At 62.8% G+C, this 17,970-nt stretch carries 23 protein-coding genes; 10 read left to right on the top strand and 13 right to left on the bottom strand.

The window, feature by feature from the left end; translation table 11 throughout:
• Window positions 1-71: 71 nt before the first annotated feature.
• Together NKI95_RS02395 and NKI95_RS02390 are read left to right on the top strand one after the other, a co-directional pair.
• On the top strand, window positions 72-755 hold the full coding sequence (locus NKI95_RS02395; RefSeq protein ID WP_352713833.1) for a helix-turn-helix transcriptional regulator: 684 nt from the start codon (window positions 72-74) through the stop codon (window positions 753-755).
• A gap of 86 nt (window positions 756-841) precedes the next feature.
• Entirely contained in the window at window positions 842-1,210 is a 369-nt protein-coding gene (locus NKI95_RS02390; protein WP_352713830.1) for a VOC family protein, read from the top strand.
• 200 nt (window positions 1,211-1,410) lie between these two features.
• Here the strand turns inward: NKI95_RS02390 and lhpI are convergent, their stop codons facing one another.
• The 4 genes from lhpI to sppA form a co-directional block, all read right to left on the bottom strand.
• Window positions 1,411-2,379, bottom strand: a complete 969-nt coding sequence (gene lhpI, locus NKI95_RS02385; protein WP_352713827.1) for a bifunctional Delta(1)-pyrroline-2-carboxylate/Delta(1)-piperideine-2-carboxylate reductase — start codon at window positions 2,377-2,379, stop codon at window positions 1,411-1,413.
• A gap of 52 nt (window positions 2,380-2,431) precedes the next feature.
• Window positions 2,432-2,764: a DUF1049 domain-containing protein gene (locus NKI95_RS02380; RefSeq protein ID WP_292664966.1), complete on the bottom strand. Its 333-nt coding sequence runs from the start codon at window positions 2,762-2,764 to the stop codon at window positions 2,432-2,434.
• 47 nt (window positions 2,765-2,811) lie between these two features.
• Window positions 2,812-3,096, bottom strand: coding sequence for an integration host factor subunit beta (locus NKI95_RS02375; protein WP_023675261.1), 285 nt, complete (start codon window positions 3,094-3,096; stop codon window positions 2,812-2,814).
• An 81-nt stretch (window positions 3,097-3,177) separates the two neighbouring features.
• Window positions 3,178-4,134: a signal peptide peptidase SppA gene (gene sppA, locus NKI95_RS02370; protein ID WP_352713823.1), complete on the bottom strand. Its 957-nt coding sequence runs from the start codon at window positions 4,132-4,134 to the stop codon at window positions 3,178-3,180.
• A gap of 307 nt (window positions 4,135-4,441) precedes the next feature.
• On the opposite strand from sppA, the gene lptC reads away from it, so the two are divergent.
• The 6 genes from lptC to ptsN all read left to right on the top strand — a co-directional run bounded on the left by lptC (window position 4,442) and on the right by ptsN (window position 9,692).
• Entirely contained in the window at window positions 4,442-5,155 is a 714-nt protein-coding gene (lptC, locus tag NKI95_RS02365) for an LPS export ABC transporter periplasmic protein LptC (protein WP_352713821.1), read from the top strand.
• A complete protein-coding gene (locus NKI95_RS02360) occupies window positions 5,142-5,750 on the top strand; it encodes an LptA/OstA family protein (protein ID WP_292664963.1) in 609 nt (202 codons plus the stop codon). The genes lptC and NKI95_RS02360 overlap by 14 nt, the downstream gene beginning before the upstream one ends.
• Window positions 5,750-6,568, top strand: coding sequence for an LPS export ABC transporter ATP-binding protein (gene lptB, locus NKI95_RS02355; RefSeq protein WP_352713819.1), 819 nt, complete (start codon window positions 5,750-5,752; stop codon window positions 6,566-6,568). The genes NKI95_RS02360 and lptB overlap by 1 nt, the downstream gene beginning before the upstream one ends.
• Before the next feature lie 197 nt (window positions 6,569-6,765).
• A complete protein-coding gene (gene rpoN, locus NKI95_RS02350) occupies window positions 6,766-8,292 on the top strand; it encodes an RNA polymerase factor sigma-54 (protein WP_352713817.1) in 1,527 nt (508 codons plus the stop codon).
• Between the two features lie 291 nt (window positions 8,293-8,583).
• Entirely contained in the window at window positions 8,584-9,168 is a 585-nt protein-coding gene (hpf, locus tag NKI95_RS02345; RefSeq protein ID WP_023675267.1) for a ribosome hibernation-promoting factor, HPF/YfiA family, read from the top strand.
• Between the two features lie 59 nt (window positions 9,169-9,227).
• Window positions 9,228-9,692, top strand: coding sequence for a PTS IIA-like nitrogen regulatory protein PtsN (ptsN, locus tag NKI95_RS02340; RefSeq protein WP_292663270.1), 465 nt, complete (start codon window positions 9,228-9,230; stop codon window positions 9,690-9,692).
• Between the two features lie 92 nt (window positions 9,693-9,784).
• Here ptsN and NKI95_RS02335 read toward each other — a convergent pair whose 3' ends face one another.
• The gene (locus NKI95_RS02335) at window positions 9,785-10,042 is read right to left on the bottom strand and encodes a BQ00720 family protein (protein ID WP_352713815.1); all 258 of its coding nucleotides are present in this window, start codon (window positions 10,040-10,042) and stop codon (window positions 9,785-9,787) included.
• 63 nt (window positions 10,043-10,105) lie between these two features.
• Window positions 10,106-10,531: an Hsp20 family protein gene (locus NKI95_RS02330; protein ID WP_023675270.1), complete on the bottom strand. Its 426-nt coding sequence runs from the start codon at window positions 10,529-10,531 to the stop codon at window positions 10,106-10,108.
• Window positions 10,532-10,675: 144 nt separating this feature from the next.
• On the opposite strand from NKI95_RS02330, the gene NKI95_RS02325 reads away from it, so the two are divergent.
• The gene (locus NKI95_RS02325; RefSeq protein WP_352713814.1) at window positions 10,676-11,617 is read left to right on the top strand and encodes a nucleoside hydrolase; all 942 of its coding nucleotides are present in this window, start codon (window positions 10,676-10,678) and stop codon (window positions 11,615-11,617) included.
• 9 nt (window positions 11,618-11,626) lie between these two features.
• Here NKI95_RS02325 and NKI95_RS02320 read toward each other — a convergent pair whose 3' ends face one another.
• From NKI95_RS02320 to NKI95_RS02295, 6 genes are all read right to left on the bottom strand, one after another.
• Window positions 11,627-11,998: a hypothetical protein gene (locus tag NKI95_RS02320; RefSeq protein WP_352713812.1), complete on the bottom strand. Its 372-nt coding sequence runs from the start codon at window positions 11,996-11,998 to the stop codon at window positions 11,627-11,629.
• A 3-nt stretch (window positions 11,999-12,001) separates the two neighbouring features.
• Window positions 12,002-12,187: a hypothetical protein gene (locus tag NKI95_RS02315; RefSeq protein ID WP_352713810.1), complete on the bottom strand. Its 186-nt coding sequence runs from the start codon at window positions 12,185-12,187 to the stop codon at window positions 12,002-12,004.
• Window positions 12,188-12,422: 235 nt separating this feature from the next.
• A complete protein-coding gene (locus NKI95_RS02310; protein ID WP_352713808.1) occupies window positions 12,423-13,037 on the bottom strand; it encodes a LysE family translocator in 615 nt (204 codons plus the stop codon).
• Window positions 13,038-13,141: 104 nt separating this feature from the next.
• Complete coding sequence (locus tag NKI95_RS02305) at window positions 13,142-14,602, bottom strand: amidase (protein WP_352713806.1); 1,461 nt, start codon at window positions 14,600-14,602, stop codon at window positions 13,142-13,144.
• 6 nt (window positions 14,603-14,608) lie between these two features.
• Window positions 14,609-15,517, bottom strand: coding sequence for a ribokinase (locus tag NKI95_RS02300; protein WP_352713804.1), 909 nt, complete (start codon window positions 15,515-15,517; stop codon window positions 14,609-14,611).
• A 116-nt stretch (window positions 15,518-15,633) separates the two neighbouring features.
• Complete coding sequence (locus NKI95_RS02295; protein WP_352713802.1) at window positions 15,634-16,527, bottom strand: methylated-DNA--[protein]-cysteine S-methyltransferase; 894 nt, start codon at window positions 16,525-16,527, stop codon at window positions 15,634-15,636.
• Between the two features lie 113 nt (window positions 16,528-16,640).
• Between NKI95_RS02295 and NKI95_RS02290 the strand changes: the two genes are divergently transcribed.
• Complete coding sequence (locus NKI95_RS02290; RefSeq protein WP_352713800.1) at window positions 16,641-17,456, top strand: class I SAM-dependent methyltransferase; 816 nt, start codon at window positions 16,641-16,643, stop codon at window positions 17,454-17,456.
• Window positions 17,457-17,459: 3 nt separating this feature from the next.
• On the opposite strand, the gene NKI95_RS02285 is transcribed toward NKI95_RS02290, so the two are convergent.
• Window positions 17,460-17,954 (bottom strand): DUF2244 domain-containing protein, encoded by a 495-nt coding sequence (locus tag NKI95_RS02285; protein ID WP_352713797.1) that lies wholly within the window; start codon window positions 17,952-17,954, stop codon window positions 17,460-17,462.
• Window positions 17,955-17,970 lie beyond the last annotated feature (16 nt).

Raw genomic sequence — 17,970 nt, 5'->3', positions numbered from 1 at the left:
CTTGCCGCCGAAACCGCAGGCGCACTATCGTCCATTCAAATTGGGCATCCATCCAAACCGGGTTGCGATCCATGTCCCGCGCCGAACGCCTGCTCGACCTGATCCAGATCCTGCGCCGGCATCGCCGGCCGGTCAGCGGCCGCAGCCTTGCGGGCGAAATGGGTGTGTCGATCCGCACGCTCTATCGCGATATCGCCACGCTGCAGGGGCAGGGCGCGCCGATCGAGGGCGAGGCGGGGCTGGGCTACGTGCTCAGGCCTGGCTTCATGCTGCCGCCCTTGATGTTCACCGATGAGGAGATCGAGGCGATCGTGCTCGGTTCGCGCTGGGTGGCCAAGCAGCCGGACTGGCGGCTTGCCAACGCCGCCACCGACGCGCTGGCCAAGATCGCCGCGGTGCTGCCGGACGATTTGCGCGAAGAGCTCGACGCCTCGACGCTGCTGGTCGGGTCGCGCACCGAGGTCACCGAAGGCATCGATCTCGGCGTGGTGCGGCAGGCCATCCGGGAGGAGCGCAAGCTGAGCTTTGTTTATCGCGACGCCGGCGGCGCTGCCTCCGAGCGCACCGTCTGGCCGTTCGCACTCGGCTTCTTCGACAAGGTGCGCGTCGTCGCGGCCTGGTGCGAGATGCGCCAGGATTTCAGGCACTTTCGCGCCGATCGGATATCCGGCCTCAACGCCACCGAGATGCGCTATCCGCGCCGCCGTCAAGTGCTGCTCAAAGAATGGCGGGCGACGCTCGACAAGCCAAGCTAAGGCTGCTGCTCAGTTAAGACTGCTGCCAGAATCTGGCAGTGGCGTACGCTATGCTCCTCCAGTCGAAACCATCTGGAGAGCAATTCATGACACCGCCCAATTTCGTCATCCTCTATGTCGACAAGCCTGAGCAAAGCGGCGCCTTCTACAGCGCGCTGCTTGGGCGGCAGCCGGTCGAGACCTCGCCGACCTTCGTGGTATTCGTGCTCGACAACGGCTTCAAGCTCGGCCTCTGGTCGCGTCACACCGTGGAGCCGGCCGCCGCGGCAGCAGGCGGCGGCGCCGAGATCGTCTTTGCACTGGACACGCCGGATGCCGTCGACGCCACCCATGCCGAGTGGGCCGGCCGCGGGCTGAAAATTCTGCAGACGCCGACCGACATGGATTTCGGCCGCACCTTCGTCGCGCTTGATCCCGACAGCCACCGGCTGCGGGCTTATTGGCAAAGGGAGTAAGGGAGGAGGGGAGTAGTGGAATACGGGAGTAAGGGAGTAGGGCAGTAAGGGAGTAGGGCAGTAAGGCAGCAAGGGAGTACGTGACAGGAAATATAGCTGGCGCGGCGCCGCACCATCAGTACGGTTTCCTACTCCCCTACTCCCCTACTCCCCTACTCCCCTACTCCCCTACTCCCCTACTCCCCTACTCCCCTACTCCCCTACTCCCCTACGCTTGCCCGATACACGGCAATGCCGGCGGCGAGGTCCTCGAGGGCTGCGCCGACCGACTTGAACAGCGTGATCTCGTCGTCGTTCTGCCGGCCTTTTTTCTGGCTGCGTGCCAGTTCATAGAGATCGGCGACGATGGCTTCCGGCTTCAACACGCCGGAGGCCAGCGGCTGAACGATATCGCCGGCTTCCTTGGTGGCGCCGGCGCGGGTGTCGACATAGACGCCGGCGCGTGCAATCGCGTCGTCGTCGCTTTCGCGCATCGCCGGCGTGAAGCCGCCGACCAGATCGACATGGGTTCCGGGCTTCAAGAGTGCGCCCTTGATCAGTGGCGTGGTGGTGATGGTCGCCGACGATACGATATCGGCCTTTCCGAGTTCGGCGTCGAGATCGCCTGCTGCTTCGGCCGAAAAACCCTCGGCACGCAATTTTGCCGCGACCTTTTCGGCATTCGCCGGCGTGCGGTTCCAGATGCGGATGTTCTTGATCGGACGCACCGCCGAATGCGCCTTTGCAAGGAATGGCGACAGCGCGCCGGCGCCGACCACCAGCAGCCGCGATGCGTCCTCACGGGCCAGATAGGAGGCGGCCAGCGCCGAGGCGCAGGCCGTGCGCCACTGCGTCAGCCTCTGGCCATCGATCAACGCCTGCGGCTCGCCGGTGGCACCGTCGAGCAACAGGTAAAGCCCCATCACCGCGGGCTTGCCGACGGCATTGTTGTCGGGCGACACCGTGACGATCTTGACGCCGATATGGCCATCGGCCGAGGTGCCGGCTGCGTTGAAGTCGGTCCAGGCCGGCATCAAAAGCAGCGTCGAGGCGGCGCCATCGGGCCGCTCGACCGTGTGATGGTGCCTGACCGGCTGCACGGCGCCGTCGCGAAAAGCGGCGCGCAACGTCTCGACCAGCCCGGAAAAGGTCAGCGCGCGGTCGACCTCGGCGGCGGAAATCGTCAGCATGAAAGGCTCCGTAGAGAAATAGGCCAGCTGCGCTTCAGGCCCGAGCCGTGGCTCAGTTCGTCGGCTTCGGCAAGGCCTGGCCCTGCGACGCGGTGGGCGCGCGGCTGACCGCCTGGCGCAGGTTCTCGGCCTCGGCGCCGCGCTGGCGCGCCAGCTTGCGGTAGCGGCCCTGCTTGATCCAGGTCGCCAGGCTGCCGACGATCATACCGATGGCCAGCGCCAGGAACAAGAAAATGAAGAGCGGCACGGTGAGCGTCAGCGCCGGATTGCCGGGATTGAACGGATCGAGCGTGAAGGCGACCGGTTCGCGGTTGGCGACGGCCAAGGCAATCAGGATGACGGCCAGCGGCACGAAAACCACGATGAGGAGAAAGCGATTGAACATGTTTTTCCGTTCGGAAGAAAAGGCAGGAGCGGTGGCGGGTGCCGCGCCTATTTGCCTCCGTTCAGCCTTTCACGCAATTCCTTGCCGGTCTTGAAGAACGGTACCCATTTCTCCTCGACCTCTACGGATTCGCCGGTGCGCGGGTTGCGGCCGGTGCGGGCAGGGCGGTTTTTCACCGAAAACGCGCCGAAGCCGCGCAACTCGACCCGGTTGCCCTCGGCAAGCGCGTCGGTGATTTCATCGAAGATGGCGCTGACAATATTTTCGACGTCGCGCAGGAAAAGATGCGGATTGCGCGTGGCGATGATCTGCACAAGTTCGGATTTGATCATGAAAAGGCTCCCCGTGAAAGCAGTGCCGCCGAAATTATCAGAATGATTTTATTTGCTTTTTCACTCGTCCCAAGCGGTTCCTCAAGGGTGCCAGACGGAAACGAGACCGTCAAGAAACAAGCGGTCCACTCCAATTTCGTGAAGGACGTCGCCGCCATGGCCGGGCAGGCCAAGCGCAGCGCCGACGGTCTGCGCCATCGCCTTGGAGAACAGAAAACCACTGGGTTTTTCCGTGTCCTTCCATTCCACCACCTTGAGCTTGGCATCGACACCCTTGCCTGCAAGCCAGTCGATCGCTTCGGCCTCGCCGCCGACCGCGTCGATCAATTTGTTGGTGACCGCCTGCCGGCCGGTGAAGATCGACCCGTCTGCGAGCGCCAGCGCCTCCGGCTTGGTCATGTTGCGGCGCTCGGCGACGATGCCGACGAACCAGTCGTAGCTGTCGAGGATGAGCTTGCGGACCATGGCGCGCTCATCGTCATTGGTCGGCTTGAAGGGAGAAGGCGAGGCCTTCAAGGGCGAGGATTTCACCTCCTCCAGCTTGACGCCGAGCTTGTCCATGAGGCCGCTGACGTCCGGGTACTGGATCAGCACGCCGATCGACCCGACGATCGAGGATTTGCGTGCGACAATATGGTCGGCCGCAGTGGCGATCATGTAGCCCGCCGAAGCCGCGAGCGTGCCGACCTCGGCCACCACCGGCTTGTCGGCGGCGAGCTTGCGCACTGCCTCGTAGATCGACTCGCCACCGACGGTGGTGCCCCCGGGTGAATCGATCGACAGGATCACAGCCTTGACGCGCGGCGACTGACGGATGGCCTCCAGCCGCTTGATCAGTTCTTCGTCTTCGGTGATGGTGCCTTCGATCTTGACCTTGGCGATGTGGTCGACAGCCGCGCCGGTGAAGTCGTCACCATAGATCCACGCCGAAAAGGCGATCAGCCCGGCTGCGGCGACAATAATCGCCGCAACACGCCAGAATGTCAGCTTGCGGCGCAAGCGGCGGCGGTCGATCAGGTCGTCGGCTCTCAATGCCATGGTCAGCCTCATAGTCGGTGGGAGCAGATGCTTTTAAAGCAACCATTCGCGCCCGGCTACCGTTTCCTGACGGCCTTGCGCCAAAGGCGTCTTGGGCATTCGCGGCAAGCCTCAACCTGTCACGTTCCACAGGCTCTAACACTGTGCGCCCATATCTGGTATGAGGTACAGGCTGCGCTGGGGCCATTTTCATTGTACAGGGGCGGCTGTCACATTTTTGCGGTTTTCCTCGGCTTGTGCTTGCTTGAGGGCGCCGGCACCCCACCTATAGGGCGGCCTGGCGGGCAGGGGTTTAGAAGAAGCAGTCATGTTAGCGGGACCAATCGAACCGACCAACACCGAGACGGAGTTGGCTCCCAAGGCCGCAGGCCGGGCGCGGGTCGACGCGTTTGACATTGCGCGGCGTCATTCGCGCCGGGTCCGGATCCTCAAGCTGGCCGTGCCGCTGGTCGCTGCCGTGATCGCGGTCGCGTTTCCGGTCTATTCCTATCTCATGGCTCCCGCTGCAATCGAGGTGCAGGCCGACGGCGGCGCCTTTGCCGATGGCAAGCTGGTGATGGCCAACCCCAAGCTCAACGGCTTCACCAAGCAGGACCTGCCCTATTCGATGACAGCGCTGCGCGCGATACAGGACGTCAGCAAACAAGGCATCATCGATCTGGAAGGTATCAAGGCCAAGCTGCCGATTGCGGCCGACAACACGGCCGCCATAAATGCCACGCACGGCACCTACGATCGCGACGGCAACACGCTCAGCCTGACCAGCGACGTGACCGTGTCGACCACGGATGGTGTGGTGGCAAAATTCAAATCAGTCTATCTCGACATGGGCGAAGGCACTATGAAGACAAGCGAGCCCGTCGATGTCAGCCGCGGCGGGTCGCGGATCAGGGCGGATTCGATGTCGGTCCAGGACAATGGCAAGGTCCTGGTTTTCGAGAACAAGGTGCGCGTCGACATCGATCCCGCCAGTTTGAAGGCGGCAGAGGCAAAGAGCGGAGAGACCAATGCGGTTCAGTAGTTCGGCACGGCGCCTCGCCGCGATTTCGGCGTTGACGCTTGGGTTGCCCTTGGGGCTGACCTTCGGGACGGCGCCGTCGCTGGCGCAATCCAGTGCCACCAGCCAAATGTCCGGCCTCAGGCTGTCGGGCGACAAGCCTATCCAGATCGAAAGCGACAAGCTCGAGGTGCGCCAGGCGGAAAGCGTCGCCGTCTTCACCGGCAACGTCAACGTCGTCCAGGGTCCAACCGTGCTCAAGGCCGGCAAAATGACGGTCTATTACGTCAGGGATGCAGGCGCCGCTAAAGGCGCCCAGCCCGCGGGTGCCGCGGCAATGACCGGATCCGCCAACATCGACCATCTCGAGGTCGACGACAAGGTCTACATCAAATCGGACAATCAGGTTGCCACTGGCGACCGCGGCACCTTCGACATGAAGACCGAAGTGCTGGTGCTTTCGGGCAGCAAGGTCGTGCTCTCGCAAGGCGACAACGTGCTTGTCGGCTGCAAGCTTACCGTGCAGATGAAGAGCGGCCTTGCCCAGGTCGACGCTTGCGGCGGCCGCGTCATGATGTCGATCACGCCGCCGGCGAAGTCTGGAGCAGCGAAACCCTGATGACCGGCATATCGTCGCTGCTGGCGCGTCTTCCAGCGCGCGCCGCCAGCAAACTTGCGGCACCGGCCAGGATCACCGTCGAAGCGGCAAAGTTCAAGGGAACCTTGATCGCCAAAGGGCTGACCAAAAGCTACAAGGGCCGCAAAGTCGTCAGCGGCGTGACGCTGGGCGTGCGCGCCGGCGAGGCGGTTGGGCTGCTCGGCCCCAACGGCGCCGGCAAGACGACCTGTTTCTACATGGTGACCGGCCTGGTGCCGGTCGATGAAGGCACGATCGAAATTGACGGTTTCGACGTCACGTCGATGCCGATGTATCGCCGCGCTCGTCTCGGCATCGGCTATCTGCCGCAGGAAGCCTCGATTTTTCGCGGCCTGAATGTCGAGCAAAACATCCGGGCCGTGCTCGAAGTGGTCGAAAAGAGCCGCAAGGAGCGTGAGCGCCTGCTCGACGAATTGCTCGAGGAATTCCATATTAGCCATCTGCGCAAGGCTCCGTCGCTGTCGCTCTCCGGCGGTGAGCGGCGACGCCTCGAAATTGCTCGTGCGTTGGCAACCCGCCCTGCCTACATGCTGCTCGACGAACCTTTCGCCGGCATCGATCCGATCGCCGTCGCCGACATCCAGCAGCTCGTGCGCCACTTGACGGCACGTGGCATCGGCGTGCTGATCACCGACCATAATGTCCGCGAGACGCTTGGCCTGATCGACCGCGCCTACATCATCCATGCCGGCCAGGTGCTGACCCATGGGCGTGCCGACGAAGTGGTGGCAAATGCCGATGTGCGGCGGCTTTATCTCGGCGAGGGATTTACGCTCTAAGTGCGAAATTCCGGTTCGAGCGGGATTTCCGGCGTAGTCCAGCAGCTTTTTCTTCAATTTTCTGCCTGAAAACGCGCCGGCAGGCGAGTTTTACCGCTCCTCGCCTTGACAAGCAAAAGCCGGGCCAGTTTCTATGCTGGCCTGGAAAATTCCTTCCAGCAGTGCGGGTGCGTAGACGGAGCGTTTGAAACCGAACCATGGCGTTGGCGGCAAAACTACAGCTACGACAGTCGCAGTCGCTGGTGATGACGCCGCAGCTGATGCAGTCGATCCGCCTGCTGCAGTTCACCCATCTCGAGCTGGAACGCTTCATCGACGACGAGATCGAACGCAATCCCCTGCTGGAACGCGCCGAACCGCAGGAGGACGCCGCCAGCGACCAGGCGCAGAAGGGCGACGCTGCACCGGAACCGGCTGCCGACGGCGACTGGTTCGAAGCGGAGACGGCGTGGAGCGCCGAGGCGATCTCGGAAAAGCTCGATACGTCGCTGGAAAACCTGTTTCCCGACGATCCTGGTACGAGCGAGCGGCTCGGGCCCGACCTGACGGCGCAATGGAAATCGGCGTCCGGCAACGGTTCCACCTCTTCCTCCGACGGCTTCGACGTCGCGGATATGGCGGCGGCTGCCATCACGCTGCGCGACCATGTCGGCGAGCAGGTGGCGCTCGCCTTTGCCGATCCGGCGACGCGCCTGATCGCTAGCGAGCTTGCCGACGGCCTCGACGAGGCCGGCTACATGCGTGCCGACATGGCCGAGATCGCGGCCCGCCTCGGCGCGGACGCCACGGCGGTGGCAAAGGTCCTGGCGGTCTGCCAGACATTCGAGCCGGCCGGCATCTTCGCCCGCGACCTCGCCGAATGCCTGTTGCTGCAGCTTGCCGTGCGCGACCGGCTCGATCCGGCGATGAAGGCGCTGATCGCCAATCTCGAACTTCTGGCACGTCGCGATTTCCAGACGCTGAAGCGGATTTGCGGTGTCGACGAGGAGGATCTGCTCGACATGCTGGCTGAGATCCGGGCGCTCGACCCGCGGCCGGGAATGGCGTTTTCGCGCGGTGCCAGCGATGCGATCGTGGCCGACGTTGAGGTGCGCGCAGCCAATGACGGCAGCTGGACGGTCGAACTCAATGCCGAGACGCTGCCGCGTGTACTGGTCGATCACATCTATTTCGCCCAGGTCACGCCGCATGCGAAAAACCAGGCCGAAAAGGATTTCCTCGCCGAATGCCTGCAGAACGCCAACTGGCTCACGCGCAGCCTCGACCAGCGGGCGAAGACCATTCTCAAGGTGGCCTCCGAGATCGTGCGCCAGCAGGACGCTTTTCTCGTCCACGGCGTGCGGCACCTGAAGCCGCTCAACCTGCGCACGGTGGCGGACGCCATCGGCATGCACGAATCAACGGTCAGCCGGGTCACGGCAAACAAATACATGCTGACGCCGCGCGGTGTGTTCGAGCTGCGCTATTTCTTCACCGCCTCGATCGCTTCGTCTGGTGGCGGCGATGCGCATTCGTCGGAAGCGGTGCGCGACCGCATAAAGCAGTTGATCGACGAGGAGAAAGCCGTCGATGTGCTTTCCGACGATGCCATCGTGGACATGCTGCGGGAAAGCGGCGTCGACATCGCCAGGCGCACGGTGGCCAAATACCGGGAAGGCATGAACATACCCTCTTCGGTGCAGCGGCGGCGCGAAAAACGCGCTTTGGCCAGCGCCGGCCGTTGAGCTCCGGCGGAATTTCCACGGCTTTCGCCCTTCATTGACAAGCGGCAACGAAGTGGCTAGAAGCCCGCCCGCATGAGACGGGCTGGCGAGTGGATTTGAGTTCGCTGATGCCCGCACGAGAGATGGTCCGTCACGACGTAGGCCACGGGACGGCCAAGAAGGCGGCTTGTGATCAACCGGAAAGTTCGGATCTAAAATCGGCGCAAGTGACGCCGCAAAAGCTTGTGCGCACGGACCACGAGTATAAACTCGGGACAGTTTGAAGCCTGAGCAAGGAAGGTCAGTTTTCAGATGACACTGCGCATATCGGGAAAACACATGGATATCGGCGATGCGTTCCGTACGCGCATCAACGACCGTGTCGGCGAAGTGATCGGGAAATATTTCGATCGGGGCTTTTCAGGGCAAATCGTAGTCGTCAAATCGGGGTCGCGCTACACGGCCGATTGCATGATCCGGCTGGATTCCGGTGCTTCGCTGCAGGCGACCGGCGATGCCCAGGATCCAACGCTTGCCTTCGATACCGCGGCAGACCGTCTGGAAACACGCCTCAGGCGCTACAAGCGCCGGCTGAAGTCGCACAATTCAGGCAACAGCAACGGCGAGCTCACCGACGTCGCCTATACGGTGATGGCGCCGCTTGCCGACGACGAGGAGGACATACCGGAGAATTTCGCGCCGGCCATCGTCGCCGAATCGACCATGACGCTGCGGACCATGTCGGTGGCGTCAGCAGTGATCGAACTCGACACCAAGGACAGCCCGGTCCTGGTCTTCCGCAATGCCGGAAACGACCATCTCAACATCGTCTATCGCCGGCCGGACGGGAATATTGGCTGGATTGACCCGTCCACGGCCAAGGTCGCGCAGGGGTAAAAACCAGCCGCACGCGAGCGTGGGGACTGGCGACGGCAGGCGAACAAGGGATTTCAAGCATGGATCTGAGCGATCTCGTCAGCGTTCCGGCAATCATGCCGACGTTGAAGGCGAACTCCAAAAAGCAGCTGCTGCAACTGCTGTCCGAAAGGGCGGCGGCGATTTCCGGCATTCCGGAGCGAGAGGTGTTCGATACCATCCTGCAACGCGAGCGGCTCGGCTCGACCGGCGTCGGCAACGGCATCGCCATTCCGCACGGCAAGCTGGCCGGGGTGAAGCGGATCGCCGGCGTTTTTGCCCGGCTGGAGACACCGGTGGACTTCGAGGCCCTCGATGATCAGCCGGTCGACCTGGTGTTTCTGCTTTTGGCTCCCGAAGGTGCCGGCGCCGACCACCTCAAGGCGCTGTCGCGCATCGCGCGGGTGCTGCGCGATGCCGACACGGTTGCCAAGATCAGGGGCACGCGTGACGCCGTAGCCATCCACGCGCTGCTGTCGGACACGCAGGCCTCGCACGCCGCCTGAGGTTTTGATCAAATCCGTTGAAGGGCCGCCGTGAGCGGCCCTGTCCGTTTCCAACCAGATCGCTGCGCCGTATTTGTCAGTGGATAGCGACGTTAGTGGATAGCGACCGGGGTCAGATCGTTTTCCAGCGCGCCAGCCAGTGCCCGGTCGCGAGCGTCCGAAAGCAGGATCGGCTGGCCATTGGCGGCAAACAGGGCCCACAGTTCGAGCCCGGAGGCGATTTCGCCGAGACCCGGGAAACGGCCGCGCAGATCGTCGCTCGACACTTTCCTGAGATAGGCGACCGAACCTTCGCCGAGATGGGCGAATTCGCCGCTGGTCATGATGATATTTTCGTTAGTTCTGGTCATTTCAAGCCTCCTTGCCGCGAGACGCCGCTCAAGGCCATCCCGCATGAGAGCTATCGGCAAAAATCAGTCTTTCACCGATATGTTTATTTTTCGTACCAGCCGTTCGGATTCCGGCCGATCGAGATCGATCGACAGAAGGCCGTTCTTCAATTCCGCCGCAATCACCCGCATGCCGTCGGCCAGCACGAAGCAGCGCTGGAACTGGCGCGCGGCGATGCCGCGGTGGAGGAATTCGCGCTCGGTGTCGTCGTTCTGACGGCCGCGCACGACCAACTGGTTCTCCTCCGTTGTGACATCGAGATCGCTTTCCGCGAAACCGGCGACAGCGAGCGTGATACGCAGCCTTTCGGTTTTGCCGTCGGCACCGCTGAGGCGCTCGATGTTGTAGGGAGGATAGCTATCGCCGGACTTTGCCAACCGCTCCAGCGTCTTTTCCATGGAATCGAAACCGAGGAGAAGCGGGCTGGAAAAAGGCGTCATTCGGCTCATGTTACAGTGTCCTCTCAAGAGCGACATAAAGTGGAAAAACCCGGATGGCATTTTTCCCGATGGTCTTGATATGGTCCGCCGCCCGGCAGACTTCAAGCCGTCACACGTCCCGCCCAAAAAGACTTGCCAAAACAAGGAATTGAAATGCCCCAATCCCGCAGGATCATCATCGACACTGACCCCGGCCAGGACGATGCCGTCGCCATATTACTGGCGCTCGGCAGCGCCGAGCTGGAGATCGTCGGCATCACCGCGGTGGCCGGCAACGTGCCGTTGAAACTTACCGAAAAAAACGCCCGCAAGATCTGCGAGCTGGCCGGCCGGCCGGACGTCAAGGTCTATGCAGGCGCCATCCGGCCGCTGGCGCGCGAACTGGTCACCGCCGAGGAAGTGCATGGCAAGACCGGCCTCAACGGACCACAACTGCCCGAACCAAAGATGAAGCTGCAGGACGAGTATGCGGTCGATTTCATCGTCGAGACGCTGATGAGGGAGGAGAGCGGCACGATCACGCTTTGCGCGCTCGGGCCGCTCACCAACGTTGCGCTGGCGCTGATCCGCGAGCCGAAAATCGCGCCGCGCATCAAGGAGATCGTGCTGATGGGCGGCGGCTTCTTCGAGGGCGGCAATGTCACGCCGACCGCCGAATTCAACATCTATGTCGACCCGCATGCCGCCGATGTCGTGTTCAAATCGGGCATTCCGATCGTGATGATGCCGCTCGACGTCACCCACAAGGCGCTGACCACCGCCAAGCGCACGAAGGCCTTCCGCAAGCTCGGCACCAGGGTCGGCACGGCCACCGCGGACATGCTGGAATTCTTCGAACGTTTCGACGAGGAAAAATACGGCACCGATGGCGGCCCGCTGCACGATCCTTGCGTCATCGCCTATCTGTTGAAGCCGAAGCTGTTCAAGGGCCGCAACTGCAATGTCAGCGTGGAAACCGCCTCGGAGCTCACCATGGGCATGACGGTTATCGACTGGTGGGGAGTGACCAAGCGGCCGAAGAACGCGATGGTGATGCGTGACATCGACCATGATGCGTTTTTCGAGCTGTTGCTGGAAAGGCTGGGGCGGCTTTAGGGCCGTCTTTCATTCCCGAAGCAGACGATACGTTTCGGTTTCGTTCACGCGACGCTGTCGCTCAATCAAAACTTGCGAGCCGATGGCGCGCGGCGCGCTCGGGTCGCCATATACGAACACCAAGAGATTATTTTCTTCGAGGCGGATTCCGTAGAGATAGCGGAATCCGTCACCGACCGCACCTTCGGGATTTGGGGAAGCGTTGAGGACGTTAACCACAGTGCCTGGCACGCGCTCCACATCGATGATGGGGCTGCTCCGCCTTGCAATCAGTGCGCCGATTGCCAAAATGCAGACGCCCACCACAAGGCTGGTGGTGATGATGCCCCGGAGGTTTTCCCGCAGTATCAGCAAGGTGAAGGCCAGCCGCGCTCTTGTCATGGTTCAATTTGCAAACCGGTAAAAGACGAAGCCATTGTCGCGCGTTACCCGCTCGATGCCGACGCGCGAGTCGATCAGATGCGGGAGGTCGTCGTAAACCAGGACCGTCGAACCGTTCTCAAGGACCAGCAGATATTGGATATTCTGCCCTTTACCCTGTCCACTTTTGATCGTTGCATCGACGCGCATCGACCGACCGGATCGGACTTGCGTCATTCGCCCATTTGTTCAGAACCGACGGAACCATCGCCGCGAACAAAGCGATGAACAGAATCACGCCAAACGCGTTCCTTTTCAAATCCGCATAAGTCCACGGCATAGACATGAATCCCCACTGTTGATTCATGTGGTGGCCTGAAGGCCGACTTTCAATCGGCCTTCCTATTCCAGGATGTTGCTGTTGGCGTCGCCGGACTCGCGGCCGTTACTTCGCCTTGGAAAACGCCAGCCAAAGGCCGCCGCCGACCAGGAAGCTGCCGCTGATTCGCGACAGCAGCCTGACGCGGCCGGCCGACAGCAGGCGTCCGGCGCGGCCGGCGGCCAGCGCGTAGGTCGAATCCGAGACGGCGGCGAAGATCATGGCGGTGAGACCCATGACGCCGATCTGTAATGCGTAATTGCCTTCAGGCGCGATGAACTGCGGAAAGAAGGCGCCGAAGAACACCAGCGTCTTCGGATTGCTGATCGCCACCAGCAGCCCCTGCAAAAAGAAGCCGCCGCGCGGTCTTTTTGCCGATCCGTCGGCGTTCAGCTTGCCTTTCGAGCGAAACATCTGCACGCCCATCCAGATCAGGTAGGCAGCGCCAATCAGCCGGACCCATTCGAACCAGTGGCCCATGCCGGCGATCAGCGATGTCAGCCCGATGCCGACGATGGCGATCATGATGGCCAGTCCGGCCTGGGTGCCGGCGACATTGGCGAGCCCGGCGCGCGAGCCGTGGCGGATGCTGTTGGCGATGATCAGCGTCACCGTCGGCCCCGGCACCAGGATGATGACGATGCAGGCGACGACATAGGTGGCGTAGAGTTCCAGCGACATTTTTTCCCTCCGCAGAATGCCGCTCGTGCGGCGCGCTGTTGCGATCAATGCATGGCGATGAGTTGCGTGCAAGTCGGCGAGGCGCCGACAATGCGGAGCTGATGTCAGCAGGCGCCGGCCTGCCACGGCAGTGTTGCCTCATAGGCGGCAGCCGCCATCAGCACCGAGAGGTCACCGCGCGGCCGCCCGATCAATTGCATGCCCATTGGCCTGCCCCTGGCGTCGAAGCCCACCGGCACGTTGACCGCCGGGCAGCCGCCCAGCGTGGCGAGCGCTGAGACCTGCATCCAGCGATGATAGCTGTCCATGGCACGCCCCGCCACTTCCCTTGGCCAGTGGGTGACGACATCGAAGGGAAAGACCTGTGCGGCTGGCAGCGCAATCAGGTCGAAACGCTCGAAGAGCGATAGCAGCATTCGATGCCAGGACGAGCGCCTCACCGTTGCGGCGTGGATCTGTGGCGCGGTGAGGCGCAGTGCATGTTCCACCTCCCACACGGCCTCCGGCTTCAGCAGACTGCGTTTCAAGGGATCGTCGTAATGCGCCTTGAGCGCACAACCGCTGCTCGCCTGGCGAAGCGTTACAAAGGCCTGCCACAGCGCTTCGAAGTCGAATTCCGGCATCAGCGGCTCGGCCTCGAAGGATACATCCGCGAATCGACCGAGTGCGGCCTCGCAAAGCTGTAGAATGCCTGCTTCAACCGGCAGGTGGCCGTCAAGATCGCCGAGCCAGGCGATGCGCCCGCCGGCCGCCGGTGCTTCCAGCCCTTCGAGGAACGAGCCTGGCCTATCATGCGACAGCGGCGCGCGAGGATGATAGCCGGCCTGAACGTCGAGCAGCAACGCCATGTCGCGCACGTTGCGTCCCATCGGCCCTTCGACGCCCATCTGCGCCTGAAACACATCAAGGTCAGGGCCAGCCGGCACCAATCCCTGCGATGGGCGGAAGCCATAGACATTGTTGTAGGCAGCGGGATTACGCAGCGAACCGCCAAAATCGCTGCCATCGGCAACGGGAACCATGTCGAGCGCCAGCGCGACGGCCGCGCCGCCGCTCGAGCCGCCGGCGGTCAGCGCCGGGTCGAACGCGTTGAGCGTCTGTCCGAACACGGTGTTGTAGGTGTTGGAGCCAAGTCCGAATTCGGGAACGTTGGTCTTGCCGATGATGATGGCGCCGGCTTTGCGGACGCGCTCGACGAAGAAGTCGTCTTCCTCAGGCACGAAATCGGCGAAGATCGGCGAGCCGAAGGTGGTTCTCAGGCCTTTTGTCAGCGCAAGGTCCTTAATCGCGATCGGCAGGCCGAACAGCGATCCGGTATCTCCTCCTCGCGCCAGATGGGTGTCAGCGCTGTCGGCCTCGTGCAGGATGTCGGCACGCTCACGCAATGAAACGATAGCGTTGACCAGCGGGTTCACCGCCTCGATCCTGTCGAGGAATACCGCGATCACTTCGCACACCGAAAGTTGCCGGCGCCTGATCTTCTCGGCAAGCTCCACGGCAGACAGGCGGCAGATGTCGCCGGGGGGCGGCACCGCATGCTTCGTGGTCGGGCGCACGGCTGTCATCCCGCTTTAGCCTGCAGATTTCTGCAAGGCAGCATCGACGTCCCTGGCCAGCGGGATGGCCGGCTGTGCACCGGCTTTCAGGCAGGCCAGCGAACCGGCTGCGGCAGCGCGGGCAAGCGCCTGGTCGAGCGGCAGGCCGGCTGCCAGCCCGACAGCAAAATAGCCGCAGAACGTGTCCCCGGCGCCGACCGTGTCGAGCGGGGTGATCTGCAGCGCCGGAACCATCAGAAGATCGTCCGGCATTGCCGCCAGAACGCCGTCCGGGCCAAGCGTGACGACGATGGTGCGGCCGGTTCTCGCGGCATAGTCGCGCATCCGTGCCGGGCGGTCGCGGCCGCTCAATGACAGCGCCTCGCCATAGAGGTCGAACTCGGTTTCGTTGGCGACGAGATAGTCGGCCTTGCCGAGGAAGCCGGCCGCGTCACTATGGAAAGGTGCGGTGTTGAGCACGGTGATCGCGCCGGCCGTCCTTGCCGCGTCGAGTGCTGCCTCGACGGTCTGCAGCGGGATCTCCAGTTGCAGCAGCACGACGTCGCCGTTTTTCAGGAAAGCTTTGGAAAGGTCACCCGGCACGACCGAATCATTGGCGCCCGCCACAACGGCGATCACGTTCTCGCCGTCGGCGCCGACCATGATCAGCGCAGTACCGGTCGAGGCAAAGGTCTCGCCGACGCCGGACAGGTCGATCTTGCCGTCGCGCAGCAGCGCCAGAGCGTCGCTGGCGAAGCTGTCCTTGCCGACTGCGCCGACCATGCGCACCTTGGCGCCGGCGCGGGCGGCGGCCAGCGCCTGGTTGGCGCCTTTGCCGCCGGGGGCAGTGGCGAAACCGGAGCCGCGCACGGTCTCGCCGGGACCGGGCAAGCGGTCGACACTGGCGATGAGGTCGAGATTGATGGAGCCGATGACGACGATCAAGAAGTGCCTCCCGCTAGCGCATATCACTCTAATTGCGCGGGAAGCTACTCCGTAAGATCGCTGCTTGTCACCCTAGCGGTCCTTGCATCGCTCCTGTCGTTCCATTCGTTGGCTATTCAAGAAGAGACCTGTCCCGCCTCCCAGCCGAGGATGGCGCGTTTGCGCGTCAGGCCCCAATGGTAGCCGGTGAGCGCGCCGGACTTGCCGAGAGCCCGGTGGCACGGCACGACGAAGGACATCGGATTGGCACCGACCGCGGCACCGACAGCCCGGCTGGCGCTCGGTGCGCCGATGCGCGCGGCGATCGAGGAATAGGTGCAGGCCTGGCCCATCGGAATACGCAGCAAGGCCTCCCAGACACGGACCTGGAAGTCAGTGCCGATCATGACGACGCGCAGCGGCTGGTCGGCGCGCCACAGCGACGGATCGAAGATGCGCGCGGCATAGGGCGCCGTCGCCGCCATGTCCTCGACATAGGTCGCATTCGGCCAGCGGCTGGACATGTCGGCAAAGGCCGCACGCTCGCCGCCGGGGTCGTTGAAGGCGAGGCCGGCAAGGCCGCGGTCCGTCACCATGATCAGCGCGATGCCGAAAGGCGAGATATGATAGCCGTAGCGGATGGTGAGCCCGGCGCCGCGGGTCTTGTAGTCGCCCGGCGACATCGCTTCGTGGGTGACGAACAGATCGTGCAGCCGGCCTGGGCCGGACATGCCGAGTTCGAACGAGGTTTCAAGCAGCGGCATGCCGGCATCGAGCAGTTTGCGCGCATGATCGAGGGTGACGGCCTGCAGAAAAGCCTTGGGCGACAGGCCGGCCCAGCGGGTGAACAGCTTCTGCAGCCCGGTCGGCGTATCGCCGACCTCCTCGGCCAGCACTTCCAACGAAGGCTGGTCGCGATAGTCGAGGCTGATCTTTTCGATGGCACGACGGACGATTTCGTAGTCGCCGCCTTCAGGCGTGATGTCTTTCTGAAGGATTGCTGTCGTTTTGAGAGGCATTTGGGCGTTCATGGCAGTATCTCCTTGAGTGCGAATATCGTCTTTCGCGGCGCCGATCACCACCCGAAACTTGCTTTCCCGCGGCATGTACCCAGATAGAGCTGGCTTTGAATGGGAGGACAATCATGGCCGGCGAGAAGGTGCAGCTGACCAAGGAAAAAGAAACGCTGCTGATCACCGTTTATGGCAAGGCGCTGGAAAGCCGGCTTCCCAACTCGCTGCTGAAAGACCGCTTCGCGGACGAGGCGGTTCGCCGCATCGACTACGACTTCTCGCGGCTCAAGGTCGACAACAATCTCGGCGTCGGTCTGGCGATCCGGGCCAAGACGCTGGACGACTGGGTTTCGGTTTTTCTGGCGAACAACCCGAACGCCATTGTCCTGCATCTCGGCTGCGGGCTGGACACGCGAATATTCCGCATCGATCCGCCGCCCGGCGTGGACTGGTTCGACGTCGATTATGCCGAAGTCATCGAGCTCAGGCGCAAGCTCTATCCGATGCGCGAGCATTATCACCTGATCGGATCATCCGTCACCGAGCCTGGCTGGCTGGACGAAGTGCCCGGCGATCGCCCGGCGATGGTCGTGGCGGAGGGCCTGACACCCTACCTTGCCGCTGACGAGGGCCCAAGGCTGGTTTCGCGGCTTGTGTCGCATCTGGCCAGCGGCGAACTTGTCTGCGATGCCTACAGCGACCTGGGTCTAAAGCTCGTGCGCCTCAACCCGTCGTGCCGCGCCACTGGCGCCGAACTCCACTGGGCCATCAACGATCCGCGCGACTTGGAACGGTCAGTGCCCGGCCTGCGGTTGGTCGAGGAAACCATGGCTTACAAACCCGAACATGCCGCCCGTGTGAGCTGGTTCGCCGGACTGGTCTTTCGCCTCTGGAGCCACATTCCGGCTCTTCGGAGGGTCGGCAGGCTATTGAGATTTCGGTTCTGATCGTCAGCGCGCCTTGGCGGTCGCCAGAGCGCGCGAAAATGCGGCGGCAAAACTCTCGCGGTCGTCGGGGTTGAGAAAGCCGCCGATCGAGACGGTTTTTCCTTGCGCCTCGACCGCCATTCTGGTGATGCCGATCTCGGCGTGGCGGGCGATCGAAAAGCGTGCCCAGAATGGATTGAAGCGATGTGCTTCCGATTTGCCTGACGGGGCAGTCTTGCGGATGTCGAGGCTGGTGCGCGACACCGACACCTCCTCGCGAGCCCGGGCGGCACGATAATTGGCGCGGAAGGCGATATAGACGGCAATAACGTCGAGGCCGAAGAAGCCGAACACCGGCCAGGCGCCGCGCGACAGAAAAAACGCTCCGGTCACCAGCCACCCGAACAGCAGGGCGCCCATCAGGATGGCAAAGCCGGTTTTACCCAGCGACCGGTGCGGTGTCAGCAGCGCCTGGAAGAATGGCTCGTCGGCCTGAAATGAGGCGTTTGTGTCGCTCATTGCAGAATATTATAGG

It is taken from the genome of Mesorhizobium sp. M0306 (assembly GCF_040321655.1).
GTDB lineage: Bacteria > Pseudomonadota > Alphaproteobacteria > Rhizobiales > Rhizobiaceae > Mesorhizobium.
The sequence above is the reverse complement of the archived record's forward strand: the minus strand, read 5'-3'. Positions and strand labels throughout refer to the sequence as shown.